The following is a 20,018-nucleotide window of genomic DNA, read 5'->3' as shown; positions in this document are numbered from 1 at the left end:
GCGAACAGCTAAACTTCAAGGCGACCAAACCAAAAGGAGAAAGCTCAATGAAATTCTATACTACTTTCAACAAATATTATTGTGGAATTGACCTTCATGCACGCATTTTATACGTTTGCATTCTTGATGAGCGTGGCAGTAAGCTTGTTCATCAGAAAATAAAAGCCGATAAACATGAATTACTTAAACTGATTTTACCTTATCTTGAAGATATTGTTGTTGGTGTTGAATGCATGCATTGCTGGTATTGGGTCAGTGATTTATGTGCCGAGCATAATATCGATTTTGTACTTGGTCATGCGCTGTACATGAAAGCCATTCACGGTGGTAAAGCCAAAAACGATAAGATTGATTCTTATAAAATTGCTAGCCTATTGCGTGGAGGCAACTTTCCACTGGCTTACAATTATCCTGCTCAAATGCGCTCAACTCGTGATTTACTTCGTAGAAGAACACGGCTTGTTCAACATGGTGCGCAACTTAAAGCGCATATTGTTAATACAAACAGCCAATACAACTATCCGCCTCTTGAACTGCATATGAAAAACAAATGTGTTCGCCAAGAGTTTCAAACGCGTTTTGACGACCAAGCTGTTCAACGCAATGTCAATTTTGATTTAGCCATCCTCGATGCCTACGCCGAGGAACTTAAAAAGCTTGAATACTATTTAGAGAGTAAAGCTAAAAAGCATCAACCAAACTATTACGCACAGCTACGTACTATACCTGGCATTGGTCTCATTCTAGCGATGACTATCTTGTATGAAATTGGTGACATTAATCGATTTGAGTCTGTACAAAAGTTTTCGTCTTATTGTCGGCTTGTAAAGTGTAAAGCGGAATCTGCTGGCAAAACTTATGGCACTAGCGGCAACAAGATTGGCAATGGTCACTTAAAATGGGCGTTCAGTGAAGCCGCAGTGCTTTATTTACGTGGAAACGACAAAGCAAGGCGTTATTTAAACAAGCTACAAAAACGTATGAGTAAAGCCAAAGCATTATCTGTGCTTGCTCATAAGCTTGGTCGTTGTGTTTATTTCATGTTGAAAAACAAAACGGTATTTGATGATGATCGATTTTTAAAAAGTTAAGTCGCACAATGGGATGAGCTCTATACCTAACTAGATAGCCATGAACAACCATGTACTATTTGTGTTTAAGTCAGCAAAAGTTGAACGTTACAGGTAAGTATTGTCGAAGTAATAAGCTATTTGGCCTTGATTAGACACCCCATTGGTGCGCATTAATTTAAGCAATGCATTAAATCGTTTGCACCTTAGCTGAGCCTTTAACTAACTGGACGAAAGAGCCATCCCCTTGAGTAGTGCCAGACTAAGGTTAACCGATGAATGTCTAGTGCCCCTAAACGACAGCTGTATCGACTGATTTAGGCAGCGATGAGCTCGCAATAAGAGAGCCTCAATATGTGTTTGCCGTAAACGATTTTAACGGCTACCCGACATAGCGAAGTTGAATAGATTTAAAAGATTGCTAAAACAAATTAGCTGCTTAAAAGCAGCTAAAAAGAATCGTTATGCTTACTTGACCCGAGAAGGTTCATATGTGTTATGTGTAGGAACACGATGGTGCATAAAACGGGGTAAAGGTTGAATTAAGATCAACCTTTATATGGTAATTTGCAATTGCCGCATCAATAGCACATTGGTCATTCATAATAATTAAATTTAAGTGTGACAAAGAAGCAGCATCATAACTATTTAGAAACATTGGCGGTAATTTCTTAAACACTTTATAACCCAAATAAAAGAATATTCCTACCGAAGACATCGCCGCTAATGCAGGCATAATAGTCCAAGAATAATATGAGTAGTATGTTGCATTACCATAAAGAACAGCGAGGATATAAAGTGCTACACCAATTATGGTTAGAATTATAGTACCAAAAGTTTTCATATACTCTCCTGTAGACCGACACATAACGCCTCAATCAGCCGACGCGTCAGCGGTCGGCTGGATTGAATTGTTAGGCTCTGATTTTATGTGCGTTTTTCGTTTAAACGCATAGCTAAATGCGCAGCCATATATAAACATCATAATCGCAAAGAATAGGGTCATTACGGCAAATCCTTGTGCCTGCGCTGAAGAATTAGAATCCGGGTTTAAGTGTATAAATAGTGATATAGCTGCCATGACTCCTGTAGCACTGGAGCCAAATACATATATTGTTTTTGGCATTTCACACAGTATTTCGTTTATGTAGGGCTCTACATATTTGTTATCAAAGACCCTGCCAATTGCTGAAAAGAAACCAATTACCAAAAGAATTGCTACAAAGGTAAGTCCTAGCTCTCCTAAAGTACCGTCATTTATTTTTTGCTCAGAGAATTTGACTAATTTCTCTTCACTACTTAAAAAGTTGGACGTAAAAACAGCGACAGAAAAAAATACAGCTACCTGAGATAGGAAGACTATGAACTCAGTGAAGATAAACTTGCCTATTGATTGCTTATAAAAGTCTATTTTTTCCATATTTGATTAAACCCTTGTATGAAGCCTAACTATTAATATAAGCGGCATAAATGGTTTGGCTATACTGCGCGAAGCGCGAGCCAAGCTACTTATGTCCACTTGATGTTTTTGTTATGTTTATTTTATCAAAACCCTTTTTGAGGCTTAACAAATACCGTAGCACGATTAGCGCCAACAAATTCAACCGTCAAATCGGTTACATATACATTTTGAATAGTATTTATTAACCCACTAGATTTTAACTGTTTCAAAATATTATGCTTGGCATTATCAATTCCATTCTTTGTTAACTCTTGTAATGACAATGAGCTCAATGATATTGCAATAATCTCTCTGGCAGCCAAAACATCTGCTGCGTCAGCAAGAGGAGAATCCACAACTAAATGAATTGAGGCAATGACCTTATGTGCGGAATCATCATATGGATTAACCTCAATTCGATTAAAGCTTTCGATAGAATTTGCATACAACAAGCTGGAGAAAATCGTAAACACAAATAAAAAAGTTAAAAGTTTCATAATACTCCTTTATTAACACTGAACTTTAGATAAACATAACGCCTTGCTTAGCCGAGCCAAGCATGGAGCCCCTTTGTGTTAAATTGAGCGAAGCGAAACACAAAGGGCGGAGTGTTTGGCGTCGGCTACAGCAACTTGTTATATGCTGAATTACAACGAAACTACCTTAGCTTTTAAGAAGTCATCCAGTGTCAGACCAATAAAGTCTATATCTCCGAACTCTCTTTGGAGAACCACTCCAGTTTTAGACTTTGCTTCCAATAGTAAGTCATGGCCATCAGTGTTAACCGCAAACTAGAACCAACTATTATCAATATCTTCTTTCTGCTGTCTATCTGCAGAAACAAAATATTGAACTTCTATAATCCAACTACCGTCTGAAGCTTCAAACCGTACTGGGCAAGGAGTTTCCATCAAAGTTTCTAGCTTGCGATTGATATTCAAACAGCACTCCAAGCTTTCAGATTATTTGGCACATAACGCCTCTGTTAAAAGGCAAAATTAAGTTGGCTACAATGTGAAGCGGAGCGAAACCAGCCAACATAATTTTGTCCGCTTTTGAACAGTTTGTTAGATACCGTTATGTACTAGATCGTACAAATAATTTATTGAATGATGAAGTTCATTTTGATTACAGAAATAATCATTGATAACCCCAAACTCTTTAAATTCGCTTATATTGTAGCCGTCTTCAATATCGTTGAAATATAGTACTTGGTTTCCAAATATAGCTACAACATAAAAACCACCACCTAAGTCCCCAGTAGGTGATAATTGCCATTTCTGAGGCACAACCTTAATAAGGTTCCAAAAGCGCTGTTGAGGTTCCTCAAGCAGCCAGAATTGATTTTCAAGGTCGTTTTTAATCCATGCCTTCTCTACCTGCTTCCAGTTATTCACGATATTACCTAGGTACCTAACTTTTAAATATGGGGCGCAAAGGCGTGGGCTATAATCGCGCCTCGCGCGAGCCCACGTTTTTGCGTCCCAGCACGCCATGCGTGCGACATGATTTTTTTGTTATGTGCCACCCTAAACGGAGATAAAGAGCTCAACTTCGTTTTCACTTTTGTAGAGTTCGAAATCTGTAGTAAATGTTCTCTTATGTTGGCTAGTTGGTGATTCGAAGTATTCCCATACCTGCCTCCACAAATCAATGACCACTTGCGGCATTTGACCTGTGCCCTTGAACACCAAATAGTTACCAGCTTCTAGTTGATAACTAGAAACATTTTTTGCCTCGACTTTGTCTGAACAAGCTATAACATCGAAGACTCCGTTGTGATCTGATTCATAGTTTGTATAAAGGCCATAAACATTTGCACCTTCTTTAAGCGAGGGTGCTAACTCGGCATAAAACCTTTCCCACATAGAACCAATTTTAGCAGTGGTAGAGTCCATTTCTGATAAATTATCAGTTCTGACCGCTATTCCTTTTACATCAATGTTTTCGATCTGAGTTATTTCCATTTTTTCTCCTTGGCACATAACTTTTAAATAAGGGGCGAAGACGCGTGGGCTAAAATGCTAAGCAGCCCACGTGTATGCGTCCCAGCGAACGAAGTGAGTGACTTAATTTTTTGTTAGGTTTTTGCTTGATATTCGAAAAGAGCATCTAGGACTACTTCCCCTCTATCTGTTGGCGCAATTTCAAAATAAATTAAATCGCTTTCCATTCCATGATCACTCATCCAATTGGCTGGATGCCGCAGATGCTCTTTAGCTGCCTGGAAACTCAACTCTTCTGATTTCGCTAGTAAAATTTCATTGTTGGGAATCTCTGTGTACTTGTTTTTTTGAATCGAAATCAATCCTAATTCAAGCAGGTGAATAATGGCATTCTCAGCCGTTTCGAATTTTTTACCAACTGACTTACATGTGTCTTCGAAGTGCATATCAATAGCTACTTGTCTAAGTGAAGAATTGAAGTCGGTAAGCTCCATTAGGATGCTTTTTTCTACTTTATTTAATCCAGAGAGATTAACTTTATCCATAAGCCTAACAATTTATTGGATCCCATTTTGGGGTGATTAAACACCCCAAAATGGTAAATAATATTCATGTGCGTTTTTACCATGGCTACAGGCTATATGCAATAAGCGCTCTGGAGCTGTGTGTTTTTTGCACGTCAAAAAAAGACATTGTGTCGTATATCTGCTGTTATTGGACACCGCAGCAAGTACTGTATATATAAACAGCGCTATATAAGAGGTGTAATTAATGAAAATGTTATTTTGGCAATATGTTGCAGAGTGATATGTGCGTTAGCAGAGACGCTGAACGAACTATCCAACGTTATACAAGAACAATCATCGTTTACATTCACTTTCATAATATGCTGCACACTTCATCTATGGGGCACAGTTACCGCTCGCAGTTTGCTATGAACATCATAAAAAATGCCAGTCACTTCAAAGTACTGGCATTTTAGTTTTCTATTTACAAAAAATTTTATTGTTCTGTTTGCATGGCTCCGATATTACCTTCAGTGCTACCGTCAGTACTACTTAATGCTTCATTTTGCTTTGGCTTCTTATTGCGAAATAAGCCTTTAAAATCATCAAGTATGATATACAGCGAAGGAATTAGTACTAGCGTAATTACTGTCGCGAATACGATACCAAACGCTAACGATACCGCCATTGGTATAACAATTTGTGCTTGTAGGCTTTTCTCAAACACAATTGGCGTTAATCCAAAGAACGTAGTTAAAGAAGTCAGGATAATTGCTCTGAAGCGTTGTGTTCCTGCTTCAACGGCAGCGTCACGAATACTCATACCTGCTGCACGGCCCTTATTGACAAAATCAACCATGATTAAGCTATCGTTTACTACTACGCCTGCTAGCGCGATAATTCCGAACATTGATAACATGCTCATTGATAAACCTAGCAGCAAGTGCCCCACCAATGCACCAATTAATCCAAACGGTATAACCGACATTATAATTAGTGGCTGCGAATAGGATTTAAGCGGTATAGCCATTAACGCGTAAATCATAAATAATGCTAACAATGCTGCTTTAGCTAGCTGAATAATAGAGTCTTGTTCGTCCTTACTTTGTCCTTCTAGCGCAGTGCTTACGCCTGCGTATTTTTCGGTTAACTGTGGTAAGAATTCCGCATTAATTTCTCGAACAACGCTACCAGGTTCTATCTTGTCTTTGTCTGCTGCGGCACTTACTGTAATTGAACGTTGACCGTCTATTCTAGTAATAGTTGAATAACTAGGCTGCATTTCAAACTCTGCGACTGTTGAAAACGGCACTTCATCACCATTAGCAGTACGGATCATCATTGATTCTAAGTTACTAATACTGCTACGTTCTTCACGAGGATAGCGAACCATTACTTTTATTTCTTCACCATCGCGCTGTACGCGTTGAGCCTCGGCACCATAGAAACCATAACGCACTTGTCTTGCAATGCTGGCTAACGATAGTCCTAAGGCTTCTGCTTCCGGCTTCACTTTCAAAATTAATTCGTCATTACCGCCACTCACACTATCATTAATATCATTAATGCCTTCATAAGTTGCTAATTTTTCTTTGAGTTCTTCTGCTGCTTGCCTTAATACAGGTAATGACTTGCCTTGCAGACGGAATGAAACATCTGCCCCGCCACCATTATTGATACCAGCGTTAAATGTTAAGTTTTTAAGCCCTGGTATTTCAGGCACTTTCTCACGCCATCTACGTACAATTTCAAAACCGTCTATTTCGCGGTCTTCACCTTTTTTAAGCTCAACAACCATTTCACCGCTAGTTGCTGATTGATTAAAAGCTAAGTAATGCTTTACAACGGGTTCGCCAAACTCTTTTTCAAAATCCTTATCCATCTCAAGAAGCGCATCTTGTAGCTTAATAATAGCTGCATTTGTGCTCTCTTCAGAGGTGCCTTCCATCATTGTAATATTACCTTCCACAAAATCACTTGGAATATTAGGGAACATCACAAAACGAACAAACCCACCTGCAATCATGCCAATAACAAGCACAAACACCCCAACAAATGTAGCTAAGGTAGTGTAACGGTATTGAATTGACTTCACTAAGAATGGACGATACTTGGTTTCAACAAACGTTTTTAATTTGGTGGCAACACCTGTTCGTAATCGCTTGCCAAACGAAGGTTTGTCAGTCTTATTTGTTTGTTTTAAACGCATATGCGCTAAATGTGCGGGTAGAATTAGTTTTGACTCTACTAACGAGAAGGCTAATGAAAGCATAACTACTAAAGCGATTGCTTCCCAAATAGCACCTTGAGGCCCAGACACCATCACCATTGGGGTAAATGCCGCTATCGTTGTAAGTACACCGAATGTTGCAGGCATTGCAACGCGTTTGGTACCAGCTATTACAGAGTCGGTTGATAAACCTTTCTTTTCAATTTCAGAGTAAGCACTCTCGCCAATGATAATGGCATCATCCACCACGATACCGAGTACTAATATAAATCCAAACAGGCTAATAACGTTGATTGAAACATCAAACATTTCCAATGGCATTAAGGCAATGGTGCCTAAAAAACACACTGGAATACCAATAACTACCCAAAACGCGACTTTTAATTCTAAAAATAATGCTAATGCGAGTAATACTAATAGACCACCTAACAACATATTGTTCATCATTAAGTCGAGACGTCCTTGAAGGTAAAAAGACGAATCACCCCAATGATCAATATTTACGCTACTTGGTAAGTCAGCCTTTTTCTGTTCAACATAACGTTTTACCGTTTCAGCAATTTGTAGGGTATCTTCTTCGCCAACCGCATTTATACGAATATTAACAACTGGCTTGCCGTTAAATAATGATAAATTTTCAACTTCTTCAAATCCGTCCTTTACGGTTGCAATATCAGCGAGTGTTAATCTTGTGCCGTCTGCGCGAGTAACAAGCACAATTTCTTCAAATTCCTGCGCATTGTATGCTTGGCCTTTTGCACGCAGTAAAATGTCACCATTTTCTGATTTAATTGAGCCACCCGGCACGTCAATTGACGAATTGCGAACGGCATTAACCACTTGTTCAAAGGTAAGATTGTATTTACGAAGCGTTTGTTCCGTTACTTCAATGGCAATCTCGTAGTCACGCTCTCCCACTACATCCACTTTTGAGATGCCCGGCATTGCTTTAATTTCGTCGCGAATATCATTCGCAAATACTTTCAAGCCGCGCTCTGTTAAATCACCGTATACAGCCAGCCACATTACGTTACTAGTAATTTTGGTGCGATATACCACTGGTTTTTCAGTTTGCTCTGGAAAGCTAGAGATAGAATCGACCTGAGTTTTTACTTCATCAAGGATTTCTTGAACATCGTAATCATCGTCTACTTCAACACGTACCGTACCCAGTCCTTCAACTGATGTTGAAGTGACTTTTTTAATGCCATCTATGTTCTCTAGTACTTCTTCAACCTTATCAATGATGCCCTCTTCTACTTCTTGTGGCGCAGCACCTAAATAAGCAACACGAACATTTACTACATCTACCGATATTTCAGGGAACATTTGTTTTTTGATAGTGAATGTGGTCGCGATACCTGCCAATAGAATAATCGCCATTAATAAATTGGCCGCAACGCTGTTTCGAGCAAACCAAGCAATTATGCCTTTATTTGTATCTATCATAATTACTGACCTCGATTCGCTAACGCAGTGCTTTCTTCTTCATCATTTTCTATACGTTCAGATTTAAGCTTAACGAGCATGCCTTCCATTGGGTTAGGAATTGAAGTAGTAATCACTTGGGAACCAGCAGGTATGCCAGAAGTTATATAAGCATGCGTCACATTCGTTTTTACTACGTCTACAGATTTTATACTTACCATATTATCAGGCGTAGCAATTAACACAGTGCTATCTTGCTTTAAAGCTATACGTGGGATCATCACTATATTTTCAGCAGTATTACCTTCAATTTCCGCACTAACAAAACGACCAAATTGAAGTTCAGACTTTTGATTGCCCGATTGTTTATTTCTGCCATACGGATCATTTATTTGCGCAACCGCATAAACAACACGACTTTTTTCGTCTATCACGCCTTCACTTCTTACTAGCTTAGCCTGCCAAGTTTTAATTTTACCCGCTACAAGCGCCGATAAAGTAACGTTAACTGGCATACTTCCATCGTTAAAAGTTGGTAGCGTTAAATAGGCTAAATCATTATCTGGGATCGATAATCTTATTTCGGCAACTTCGGTACCATAAAGGGTGGCTAAATTAGTACCTGTTGACACAAAGCGACCTAAATCAGCTGTTTTACCTTTAACCATGCCATCAAATGGAGCGCGTATTTTTGTACGTTTTAAGTCTCTTTCTGCTCTTTCAAGTTCAGCTTCAGCAGAACGCACGTTTGCTAATTCGCGTGCTAATTGTGGCTTACGCAAATATAAATCAGGTGCATTCCCTTCCATGAAGTTAATCCACTCTTTTTGCGCTACTTTCGCACGTGCTTTTTCTTCTTCAAGCGACGCTTTCGCTCGTGCTAAATTAGCCTCAGCAGACTTAACATTTGTAATGTAATCTGCTGGCTCAATTGACACCAGTATGTCACCTTTCTTAAAAAAGCCACCTTCAACAAACTTTGACGACACTTCAACAACTTTACCGTTAACCTGCGAAACCAAGTCTGTCACGATTTTAGGCTTAACTGTGCCCTGAGATTTAACTACAAACTGTACATCTTGCGGTTCAACAGTAACCGTTTCTACTAATAACTCGGTTTTCTTTTGTTCTTTTTTTTCAGGTGGCTGCTTTGAACCAACAAACAGAAGTGCAACAGCAACACATCCAACTAAAACTAGAATTGGAAGTACTATTTTTTTTGCTTTTGGTGACATATCCTTTAATCCTACATTTAACGCAAACATGTGAACTGGGTTAGCGTGCGATAATTATCGCAACGTTAATTTAAGTATATTAACCTTACAAGTTATAAGAGTAACGAAAATAGATGTTAGATTTTGTTTCGTTGCACATACTTTTAGCGCTATTTCATTATTTCATCTCATCTTTTAATAGCTTCATCTTATTTAGTTTTACTCTGCAAAATTATCACACAACAATAAACCTTTTGTTCCTGTGTAATCAATCATTTATAATGCGCGCAAAAGTTCGCTTTTTATCGCTCAAAGCACTAAATAGCATGCAAATGTATATTTTTACAATTTATGTTAGCTATTAAAGCTGGGTATCGAATAGTTTGCTTGTGCTTTATACCAAGGAAGTATGTGCAGTTTGCTGCTGCATTGTTGAAATTGATATGAATAAATTGAAAACTTTTTTATAGATATTCTCGACTAGTGATAGTGACAATATCTATAAAAAATCTATATTCAGGGAGTAATTGAATGAAAGCAAAGTTGAGCACGCTGTTATGTTTAGGTATGTTGTTGCCAAGCCTATCCATAGCTCAAACAGAGCAGCAAATTAATAGTCGCGATATTCCAAAAATTAATCAACCAATCACGATGGATGGTGTGTTAGATGAAGCACACTGGCAAGATGCCTTAATATTATCGTTAGATTATGTTACTTGGCCAGATGAAAATGTGCCCGCCCCCCTCGAAACTACCGTCTATGTTTATGAGAACGGTGAATCTCTTTTTGTTGGCTTTAATGCCAAAGACACCTCGCCAGAGAACATTCGCGCCTTTTTACGGGATCGCGATAATCTTTGGGATGATGATTCAGTGGGTATAAAAATAGATACTTATAATGATCATCGTCTTGCCTACCAGTTTTTTGTTAACCCGCTTGGCGCACAAGCTGACTCAATTGAAGATGCCATTAATAAACGCGAAAGTTCAGCGTGGGATGCCATCTGGGATTCTGAGGCCAAAATAACTGCAAGCGGTTATACCGTGGAAGTTGAAATTCCCTTACGCATACTTAACTTTAATGACTCATTAACCAATCAAACTTGGGGCATGGAATTTATTCGCTTTTTGCCTCGCTCTCAGCGCCTAAGGCTATCTACTAATAAAATAGACCACAATATCGATTGTTGGGTTTGTCAGCTTGAACATTACTCAGGCTTTGAAGATGCAACACAAGGTAACAGCCTTTCAATTATCCCTTCTATTGTGATGGGTGCTGAGCAAAGTCGAGATATTACAGCAGACCCAGTTACTGACTGGGAAACCGAAACTAATATTGAGCCGGGTTTAGATGTAAAGTGGGGCATTACACCTGATATTTCATTAAACGCAACCATCAACCCCGACTTTTCTCAAGTAGAGGCCGACGTTGCGCAACTCAGCATTAATAATACATTTGCCTTATATTCCCCTGAAAAGCGCACATTCTTTTTAGATAATATTGACTACTTTTCATCACCTTGGGATCTTATTTATACACGCACCATCAATAATCCTGACTTCGGCGCAAAATTAACGGGACGTGTTGATAAACATGCGTTCGGCTTATTTGCTACAGATGATAAAACGACCACGTTTATCGTACCTGGTAACGTAGGTTCTGATATTGCAGAATTAGATCAAAAAAGTACTAACGCAGCATTGCGTTATACCTACAATTATTCTGATGAACTCTCAGTCGGTATGTCGAGTACATTAAGAACCGCTGACGATTATCATAACTATGTAGCTGGCGTCGATTTTAAATACCAACCTACTGAAAATGACTCTATTTCCTTCCAGTTTTTAAACTCAAATACTGAGTATCCACTGGAATTAATGGATGAGTTCTGTGGTGAAGAAAACGAATGTAATTCACCAGAGCAATCTGAGTGTGATCAATTTGACTGTAATTTTAACGAGCAAGTGTTAAGAACATACAAAGATGACGCCTTTTCAGATACAGCCTATCGTATTGATTATCATCATGATGAGCGTGATTGGTTCTTTTACTCAGGTTACCGTAATTTAGGCGCTGACTTCCGAGCTGACCTAGGCTTTTTAGATCTGGTCGACTTTAATAAATTTGTTGCAGGTGGCGGCTATATTTGGCGCGGCGACGCTTCAGACTGGTGGAACCGCTTCCGTATTCATGGTGATTGGGATATTACTCATAATGATGATGGAGAGCTATTAGAGAAAGAAGCAGAAATTCATTTCATTATTCAGGGTCCGATGCAGTCAGAACTAGCTTATGCTATCGAAACACGCGATAAAGTTGGTCAACGACTTGATGCTCGTTCACTAAAAATTGATGGCAACACCACGCTTTTTACTGAATTAGGCCATAGAATATTTTTCGAAATTCAACCAATCTCAGGCCTTTACTTTAATACCATTATTAGCAAAAGTGATCGCATTGACTATAGTAATAACCGCTTAGGTGAAGAGTTCCGTGTAAGGCCTGTGTTTAATTGGAATATTACAAAAAATCTCCAATTAAAGTTACGCCATACCTATCAAAAGCTTGAAGCAGATAACCCACTATTGGATGACGATAAGGTTTTCACAGCAAACCTAACTGATGCACGATTAACATATCAATTTTCAACTAAAAGTTATCTGCGTTTATCTATGATAAGAAGTGATATCACAAGAAATGCAGACAATTACTTATACGATACTGTAAATGAAAGCGACCGTGATATTTCAGCTCAATTACTGTATTCATATAAAATCAATCCGCAAACAGTATTCTTCCTAGGCTATTCTGATTACGGTTGGAAAGATGATGAATACACAGAGTTTAAGAAAGAAGAGCGTAGTTTATTTATGAAAATGAGTTATGCATGGTTGCTGTAACAGAGTTTAAAACTTTAAACCGCTGATAAACATTATTTCCTGAGAGCACCTTTAACGTGCTCTCAGAAATAATACTCCCTCTCCTAACTATCACTAAAATAAATTCTGACTATTTTTCATACCGCTATTGAAATTGGTTTATTTTTTATACATGCTAGAAATTGTTGGCTTCCGAAAATAATAATTAAAGGAAATGACGATGAGCCTAAAAAAACAATATTTGAAATCTAAGCCTCTGTGTAAAGTCACTTTTCATTTAACTAAGCAACAAGCAAAAAAAGCTTCTAAGGTGTCATTACTTGGAGACTTTAATGACTGGGATCGAACTGCTACTCCCATGAAGCAATTGAAAAGTGGCGACTTTACAACAACAATTAACCTTCCAAAAGATAATAGTTATCATTTTAGGTACCTTCTTGACGATGCAAAATGGGAGATTGATTGTCAGGCGGATGCGTTGGTTAAATCACCAATTAGCCAAAGCGATAACTCAGTGATAAATGTATAACGCATTATTGAATTTATGGCATAGTAAATAAGTAAGCCTTATATACTGTGGTTGTCATAAACAATAAACAGGCGTTATTACTGATCCGCAATTTACATCCCCCTCCTTTGCTTTAGCCGTATATCTACATAATCTCGCACATTTCCGCTTTCAAACTATACTTATGCTTGGGTTAGTACTTTAAATACATTCTTAACATTTAGTTTCAGAGGTGCAGTCGATGAAAAAGCCAGAGGAAAAACAACACTCACAAAATAATGAGTATCAACAAGCAAAAGAAGATTTTTTAGACCACCCTTCTTGGATCCGTATTAATAATCTTATTCAGGTTGCTGAAAAAGATAAAGAGAAGCAAAACACCAAAGAGCAAAATATTGCTAACGATCAAAACCCATCTAAATAAGTTTCCATTGTGGGTCGTTTATTTTTTTGCTCTAGCATAAATTATTAACGCCAAATTACTTAGAGAGTTTCTGCTTATCTGATTTCATACCACCTAATGAATCGGCCAGTGCCAATTTGCTACTTTTGTTTGAAGGTTGACTTACACCTTCTTCATAAGCAATGTCGTCATCTTCATCGTTATTTTGAATTAGATTCTTATGCTCACGCATTCTTTTTTGCCATTTACTTATTGCTTTTTCCTGCATGTCAGAAAATTGATCGCGCTCATCTAAAATATCTAAGCCGATTAGCGCCTCTATTAAATCTTCGAGCGTTACCACACCTTTAATCTCACCATATTCATCTATGGCTAATGAAATATGTGTACGATGCTCTATCATGTCTGCAAACAGACGGGGTAATTGTAGCGTTACAGGCACGGTATATAGTGGTTTAACTAATTTCCCGATTCGATATTGAGCCCCTAAGCGATGAAAAGCGAGCATGACATCATTTCGATGAACAAACCCAACGATATCATCGGGATCTTTGTCATAAACTAAAATGCGCGAAAACGAAGTGGAACCATGCTGTTTCAAATATTCACTTGCGGTCATATTCTTACTTACTTTAAACAGCACCGTTCGTGGCGTAAGAATAGACTCTAGCTTGCTATTTCTAAACTTAAGTAAACTGCTAATAATTCTTGATTCGCTTTTATGAATTGCCCCAGACTTCTTCGCAAGCGCAGCCATCGCTTCTAATTCAGTGCGAATGTATTCATTACTGCCTTCTTTTTTCGCGAAAAGCTTACTAAGTCGAACAGACATCAGCACAAAAGGTTTCAAAAGAAACACCAACCAAGTTGCCATTACGGTGATTGTAGGTGCCATTCGGCGCCAATAATTAGCGCCTACTGTTTTTGGAATAATTTCAGAAAATACAAGTACTAACAGCGTCATTAATGCTGAGGCAATACCCAGCGCAGATTCACCAAAAATAACAGTGGCTTGCATCCCTACGCCAGCAGCGCCTGCAGTGTGCGCAACAGTATTTAGTGTTAGGATTGCTGAAAGGGGTTGGTCTATTTCACTCTTTAACTCAGACATTTGGTTTGCAACGTTAGGCCGTGTTCTTTTAAGCGCTTCAATATAGCTTGAAGTAATACTAAGTAAGACCGCTTCCATTATCGAACAAATAAACGACACCACAATTGCAACTAGCATGTAAACTAATAATAAAGTCAATTCAGCTCCTCAATTTGTATACGCGTTACATGGCTTTGCTTAGTATGGATGTACTAACCAAATTCTGCGAATAAGATTTACATCCTCTAAAAGCCAAGCCAATAAATGAATAAACATTCTAAATTAGTGGATATATACCAACTGGCTTGTGTATGTTTTTTTAGTTGGTGTATTTTATCCCCAGAATCGTCCCCAGTTATTTTCCAAATTACCGATTTAAATCACTTTTCCACAGATTCTGTGGATAAGTCACTCGACACCTTGAATTCTCTCAGCGGTTAAAATGCAAGTGATATTAAAATAATTTTTTCGCATTAAAAAATGTTTCATTTGTTAAAAAAGTGCTTAAAGAAACTGTACCTAAAAATTGAATTTTCTTACATCTTAGTCTTCTCTGAAAACCTTTATTAATGACGTTATCGCGTTGTTTGACCGCTGAGGCTGCCAATGTTTAACGTAATTGGTGCATAGTTAATTGACTGACTATCATTGAAGCAATCAATATAAGTGAAAATATCCACTAATTTCCTAAGCCCTACTTTAAGCCTATTACCGCAGTTTCCCTCTATCGTGTAGATTGAATCGTTTCTAGCCGACCTACCTAAAACAAACCCCGTATGGCCCTTACCACCAGAAAATAACTGTACAAAAATATCTCCAGGCTTGGGGTTGTTACAAGTTAGATTTTCTTTAACCGCGGCTAAATGCATTTTTTGGACTCCAACATGGTGCTGTTTAGCAATCGGGTAATCAGAGAAAACATGAAATAAAACCCAAGACACAAATGCACAACACCAAGGTAAACCGATAAGCCCGGTTTTTCCCCAATATTCATCAATTTCTGCACTTCTATTTGAGCCATCTGGAGATTCAAAAACCGGTTTATAATATTGTTTTAAAGCTAGGTTTAATAACTCAGCTCTCAAAGCAGAGATGTCTGATGGTATCTCTACTATAAAATTATTTCGCTGCTTTTCACCACTGCCGTGATGTAACGCCCACCATGTTTTTCGTCCAACAACTCCATCAGCATGCAATGCCAGCCCTTCACTATCTATATGCTGAGTTTGAAATACTACGGTTTCATCGTGCGTTACTTGATCAAACAAACCTTCCGCAGGTAATCTATCTCGAAGATAACCGTGACTCCGCAGTAACTGTTGTAGTAATACAACAGTCGGGTTTATCGGTAACTGCTTAATAGTCCTAGGCATATGATTTCCAAAACTTACCAATAAGCTAAAATCCAGCTATAACTTATACTGTGTTTGTATCTGATTTATGTACTATCGTTAAAATGTGTCATATAAAAAGTTTAGTACTAAAAGGGTTAAATAGCCTTAATCTTATTAGTACCTTAGTCACCTGCATACTCAGGAATTTAAAATTGCTTACAATAACCATATTCACTTATACTTACGCAGCTGATTTATAAAGGTATTTTCTTGTAGTTTTAGACTACTTTTCATTCTACGAACATTAATTAGAGCTTCCTCTTTAGCCGTTATTACCACTTTACGAGAACAAATATGAATAGACGGAATAGCCACATCATCAATGAAGAAGTCACATTTTCTGAAGGTCAGGAATTAGTATCAACAACCGATACACGTGGTGTGATTACTTATGCTAATGATATTTTTTGTGAGATAGCGGGATTTGAACGTGATGAATTGATTGGTAAAAACCATAATATCGTTCGCCATCCCGATATGCCCTCTGCTGCATTTGCAGATCTTTGGGAAAAAGCTAAAGCAGGTAAACCTTGGCGCGGGGCTGTAAAAAACCGCTGTAAAGACGGTAGATACTATTGGGTTGATGCTTTTGTCACTCCTATATACGAAAGAAATTCAATCGTAGGCTATCAATCTGTTCGTACCAAATTAGATCACAGCATTAAACAACGTGCTGAAAAAGTGTATAAGCAACTGAATAGTAACGAAAGTATTACGCCTTGGTATGCCAATAGTGCGTTAAAACACGCTACATATATTACTGCTAATGCATTAATTATTGGCGCTTGCTTTTTAACGCCACTTGCTGCACTTGCACTGCCGTTTTTGCCTTTTGTGATCTATAAGAAAGAACTCGTCGACTCTAAAAGCTACCTTAATGACTTAGCAAGCAAATATGACAGCCCCTCCCGCTTGGTATACTCCCACAGTGCAACATTAGATATCCCTGACTTTCACTTAAAAATGAATGAAGGCAAAGTGAAAACCATTATTGGCCGAATTATAGATAGTTGCACCGTTCTTCATTCAGGCTCTAACAATTTATCAAAAGCTGCACAAGCAGCGAAAGAAGGCGTTCAAAAAGAAGCCGCCGAATTACAACAAGTATCAACAGCTGTAGAAGAAATGGTCGCATCTATTGCAGAAGTTGCACAAAACACAATAAACACGTCGCAAAAGGTTACCGAGGCACATGGTGATTGTGAAACGGCTACTGAAGCGATGAATATGACAATGAAAAAAGTAAACTCGCTTGCTGATGACGTTTCGAAGTCTGCAAGCTCTGCAACAGAGCTCGCTTCTGAAGCAGAGAAAATTGGTGAAGTTATGCAAGAGATACAAGGCATTGCCGATCAAACTAATTTACTTGCACTAAATGCCGCAATTGAAGCGGCTCGAGCAGGCGAGCACGGCAGAGGTTTCTCAGTTGTTGCAGACGAAGTACGTGCGCTTTCTAGTCGAACACACGGAGCAACTGAGCAAATTCAAGTATCCATTTCTGAAATTCAGAGCACATTACTCTCTTGGTCAAAAACCATGCAAATTGGCAAAGAATCCGCTGAGCAGTGTGTAGCAGACACTAAAAGTACGCAGTCTATCGTTAATAAGGTTTATCAATCGATTACCGACATTGCCGATCTAGCGACGCAAATATCCACCGCTTCGGAACAGCAAAACTTAGTGTCACAAGAAATTAGCCAGAACATCATGAATATAAATGATGCTTCGCAAGAAAACCTCACTCAAGCTGAGCGAGTTGAAGAAGAAGCTGAATTGATTAGAGTAAGAACAGAAGCTCTGGCCGGCCTAGGAAAAACATTTGGAGGCTAATTCCACTATTTTCCGCATCACTATTTAGTGCCCCTTGAGGTGAAGCAACTCGCTTAGTCGGCCATGTTGCTCTTACCTTAAGGGAACTTAAGCGTTAAATTTAACGACCCCAACTCGCTGCTTCTTGATAAAGACAGCGCTAAACCTTAGCTAGCTTCGTCTAAAATATCGGATACTGCTTGTGAAAGCTCGATAGCATGATTGCCCACTTCGATCTTTGCTTTGAGGTATTGTTCATTATGTTTATTGGCGTACACGCCAGTTTCAACATGTTCATCAACCTCAATATTATGGCGCTTCATCGCAGCAAGCTTTTCAGGATTATTGGTCATTAGATTAATGCGTGTGATGCCCAGTGCCAGTAACATTTGCGCTGCTACACTAAAATCACGCATATCGTCTTCAAAACCCAGTTCACGATTAGCAGCGTAGGTGTCATAGCCTTTGTCTTGTAACTTATAGGCATCTAACTTGTTGTATAACCCTATGCCTCTACCTTCTTGGCGAAGATATAATAAGATACCACCCGCTTTACTCATTGAGTCTATTGCTTCATTAAGCTGCTTACCGCAGTCACAGCGAGCTGAATGAAAAATGTCTCCGGTCAAGCATTCTGAATGAATTCGCACTAACGGCGCTTTCTTCTGTTTGTCTGCTTGATTAAATACCAATGCAACATGTTCCTTATCATCATTAAGGCCATGAAAGCTAACAAATTCAGCAATTTGATCTTGATTTTTCCCGACTGGAATTTCTACACGGGCGCGGATACTCGACATTCGTCTACCTCAATTATCTGGCATGTGGCATTAACTAATAACATCATACGTAATATTATTAAGTATGAATCAACTATTATTAGCTACACCTCCCAACTTAGTGGTACTTATGTAAGTTTAAACCAATAAGCCGTTTAAACACAGCGGCATTATACAAGATATAATTATACAGGCAAAACACTGCCTCTTAGTTTTTTAGAAACACAGTCTCATAATGTTGCCAATAATCTGCATCTTTATCAGAATTCAGCAACCACTTGCCTAAGGATTCTCGGTAGTACGATTTATTTTTTTCTTTATCCAGTAATTTATTAACTTGAGTGATAACTTCTTTCCCCCAGGATGTTTTGCTACACCCTACAGAACCGTATACAAATTTATCCGTTTCAGTAATATTAAAGCTTCTTAGCTTAGGTTTACTTTTAAGCACTTGTTCTGCATATAACGCTTCATAAGGAAAGCCTAAAACAATATCTATTCGCTTCTTAGCTAGCATCGAAAACAAATCCATTTTGCTATCCCCTGCGCGGAAAACCACTTGTCCAGAGTCACGAAATTGATAAATAAGTTGGTCAATCTTATCTCCGTATGAACGCTTATACTGCACCCCAAGTACTAATTTGGTATTTGTTAATGTATCACTGAGCGAAATATTATCGGTAAAAGTGTGTTTGAATGCCGTATTCTTGCGGGTTATAGCCTGAATAGATTTATACATAACACTATATTGGCTATATAAAATAAAGTCTTCTCGTTCGGGAATTTTTAGCAATGCAGGGAAACAGCCGTTTGCGCCATTCTTCGTTTCATGAAATGCACGAGCAACCGGCAAGCGCACAATTTTATGTTTATATTGCGGAAGGCCGTCTATCAGTATTTGCAGTGTGCTATCAATGATCCCTTCCCCCTTATCATCACCTTCTAAAATCATTAAAGGGGGCCAATGAAAAACATACCAGTTTAAATCAGCGTGACTACCTTCAGATAGATTGGTTTTTACTAACGTCAACTGTTTCTCATCTGCTTGCGCATATTGAAAAAAAGTAATAAAAAAGAAAATAAAAAGACCGAGCATATTTATCGAAGTAGGTGGCTTCATTAGTAGCTCATTGTTAGGTAAGGTCTAAAAATTATAGCAGTAAACAAAAAATTCAAGGACTTAATTGCAACTATTTTACCCATTTTGGGTTCGTGGCATTGTAGTGGCTTTCATTGCTTGTTAGTAAAGTACTTTTGAGCAATTCACAATGTCATACAATGCAATATAGTGCCATTGATAAACCGTATTCAATGGCATTT

18 protein-coding genes are annotated in these 20,018 nt (G+C 38.4%); 5 read left to right on the top strand and 13 right to left on the bottom strand.

Annotated elements, in window-relative coordinates; translation table 11 throughout:
• The first annotated feature begins 47 nt into the window (after positions 1-47).
• Positions 48-1,091, top strand: coding sequence for an IS110 family RNA-guided transposase (locus HUU81_RS07170; protein WP_199611549.1), 1,044 nt, complete (start codon positions 48-50; stop codon positions 1,089-1,091).
• Positions 1,092-1,566: 475 nt separating this feature from the next.
• Here the strand turns inward: HUU81_RS07170 and HUU81_RS07165 are convergent, their stop codons facing one another.
• The 9 genes from HUU81_RS07165 to HUU81_RS07125 all read right to left on the bottom strand — a co-directional run bounded on the left by HUU81_RS07165 (position 1,567) and on the right by HUU81_RS07125 (position 9,856).
• Positions 1,567-1,914, bottom strand: a complete 348-nt coding sequence (locus HUU81_RS07165; RefSeq protein WP_199611548.1) for a hypothetical protein — start codon at positions 1,912-1,914, stop codon at positions 1,567-1,569.
• Between the two features lie 30 nt (positions 1,915-1,944).
• The gene (locus tag HUU81_RS07160) at positions 1,945-2,490 is read right to left on the bottom strand and encodes a hypothetical protein (RefSeq protein ID WP_199611547.1); all 546 of its coding nucleotides are present in this window, start codon (positions 2,488-2,490) and stop codon (positions 1,945-1,947) included.
• 125 nt (positions 2,491-2,615) lie between these two features.
• Positions 2,616-3,008: a hypothetical protein gene (locus HUU81_RS07155; RefSeq protein WP_199611546.1), complete on the bottom strand. Its 393-nt coding sequence runs from the start codon at positions 3,006-3,008 to the stop codon at positions 2,616-2,618.
• 294 nt (positions 3,009-3,302) lie between these two features.
• Positions 3,303-3,452 carry a hypothetical protein gene (locus HUU81_RS07150; RefSeq protein WP_199611545.1) on the bottom strand — a complete coding sequence of 50 codons (150 nt, stop codon included), beginning with the start codon at positions 3,450-3,452 and terminating at the stop codon, positions 3,303-3,305.
• A gap of 126 nt (positions 3,453-3,578) precedes the next feature.
• Positions 3,579-3,908, bottom strand: a complete 330-nt coding sequence (locus HUU81_RS07145; RefSeq protein ID WP_199611544.1) for a hypothetical protein — start codon at positions 3,906-3,908, stop codon at positions 3,579-3,581.
• Positions 3,909-4,040: 132 nt separating this feature from the next.
• A complete protein-coding gene (locus HUU81_RS07140) occupies positions 4,041-4,478 on the bottom strand; it encodes a GyrI-like domain-containing protein (protein WP_199611543.1) in 438 nt (145 codons plus the stop codon).
• A gap of 113 nt (positions 4,479-4,591) precedes the next feature.
• On the bottom strand, positions 4,592-5,002 hold the full coding sequence (locus HUU81_RS07135) for a hypothetical protein (RefSeq protein WP_199611542.1): 411 nt from the start codon (positions 5,000-5,002) through the stop codon (positions 4,592-4,594).
• A 457-nt stretch (positions 5,003-5,459) separates the two neighbouring features.
• Positions 5,460-8,642 carry an efflux RND transporter permease subunit gene (locus HUU81_RS07130; RefSeq protein WP_199611541.1) on the bottom strand — a complete coding sequence of 1,061 codons (3,183 nt, stop codon included), beginning with the start codon at positions 8,640-8,642 and terminating at the stop codon, positions 5,460-5,462.
• A 2-nt stretch (positions 8,643-8,644) separates the two neighbouring features.
• Positions 8,645-9,856: an efflux RND transporter periplasmic adaptor subunit gene (locus HUU81_RS07125; RefSeq protein WP_199611540.1), complete on the bottom strand. Its 1,212-nt coding sequence runs from the start codon at positions 9,854-9,856 to the stop codon at positions 8,645-8,647.
• A gap of 510 nt (positions 9,857-10,366) precedes the next feature.
• On the opposite strand from HUU81_RS07125, the gene HUU81_RS07120 reads away from it, so the two are divergent.
• From HUU81_RS07120 to HUU81_RS07110, 3 genes are all read left to right on the top strand, one after another.
• Positions 10,367-12,736: a carbohydrate binding family 9 domain-containing protein gene (locus HUU81_RS07120; RefSeq protein WP_199611539.1), complete on the top strand. Its 2,370-nt coding sequence runs from the start codon at positions 10,367-10,369 to the stop codon at positions 12,734-12,736.
• A gap of 199 nt (positions 12,737-12,935) precedes the next feature.
• A complete protein-coding gene (locus HUU81_RS07115; protein ID WP_199611538.1) occupies positions 12,936-13,244 on the top strand; it encodes an isoamylase early set domain-containing protein in 309 nt (102 codons plus the stop codon).
• Between the two features lie 220 nt (positions 13,245-13,464).
• Complete coding sequence (locus HUU81_RS07110) at positions 13,465-13,647, top strand: hypothetical protein (RefSeq protein ID WP_199611537.1); 183 nt, start codon at positions 13,465-13,467, stop codon at positions 13,645-13,647.
• A 55-nt stretch (positions 13,648-13,702) separates the two neighbouring features.
• Here the strand turns inward: HUU81_RS07110 and HUU81_RS07105 are convergent, their stop codons facing one another.
• Positions 13,703-14,875, bottom strand: a complete 1,173-nt coding sequence (locus HUU81_RS07105) for a CNNM domain-containing protein (protein WP_199611536.1) — start codon at positions 14,873-14,875, stop codon at positions 13,703-13,705.
• A 416-nt stretch (positions 14,876-15,291) separates the two neighbouring features.
• Positions 15,292-16,089, bottom strand: coding sequence for an NlpC/P60 family protein (locus tag HUU81_RS07100; RefSeq protein WP_199611535.1), 798 nt, complete (start codon positions 16,087-16,089; stop codon positions 15,292-15,294).
• 315 nt (positions 16,090-16,404) lie between these two features.
• Between HUU81_RS07100 and HUU81_RS07095 the strand changes: the two genes are divergently transcribed.
• A complete protein-coding gene (locus tag HUU81_RS07095; protein ID WP_199611534.1) occupies positions 16,405-17,940 on the top strand; it encodes a methyl-accepting chemotaxis protein in 1,536 nt (511 codons plus the stop codon).
• Between the two features lie 146 nt (positions 17,941-18,086).
• Here HUU81_RS07095 and ribA read toward each other — a convergent pair whose 3' ends face one another.
• On the bottom strand, positions 18,087-18,719 hold the full coding sequence (gene ribA, locus HUU81_RS07090) for a GTP cyclohydrolase II (protein ID WP_199611533.1): 633 nt from the start codon (positions 18,717-18,719) through the stop codon (positions 18,087-18,089).
• A gap of 187 nt (positions 18,720-18,906) precedes the next feature.
• Positions 18,907-19,818 (bottom strand): TIGR02285 family protein, encoded by a 912-nt coding sequence (locus HUU81_RS07085; RefSeq protein ID WP_199611532.1) that lies wholly within the window; start codon positions 19,816-19,818, stop codon positions 18,907-18,909.
• Positions 19,819-20,018 lie beyond the last annotated feature (200 nt).

It is taken from the genome of Flocculibacter collagenilyticus, assembly GCF_016469335.1.
Taxonomy (GTDB): domain Bacteria; phylum Pseudomonadota; class Gammaproteobacteria; order Enterobacterales; family Alteromonadaceae; genus Flocculibacter; species Flocculibacter collagenilyticus.
This window is presented reverse-complemented; position numbering and strand designations above follow the sequence as displayed.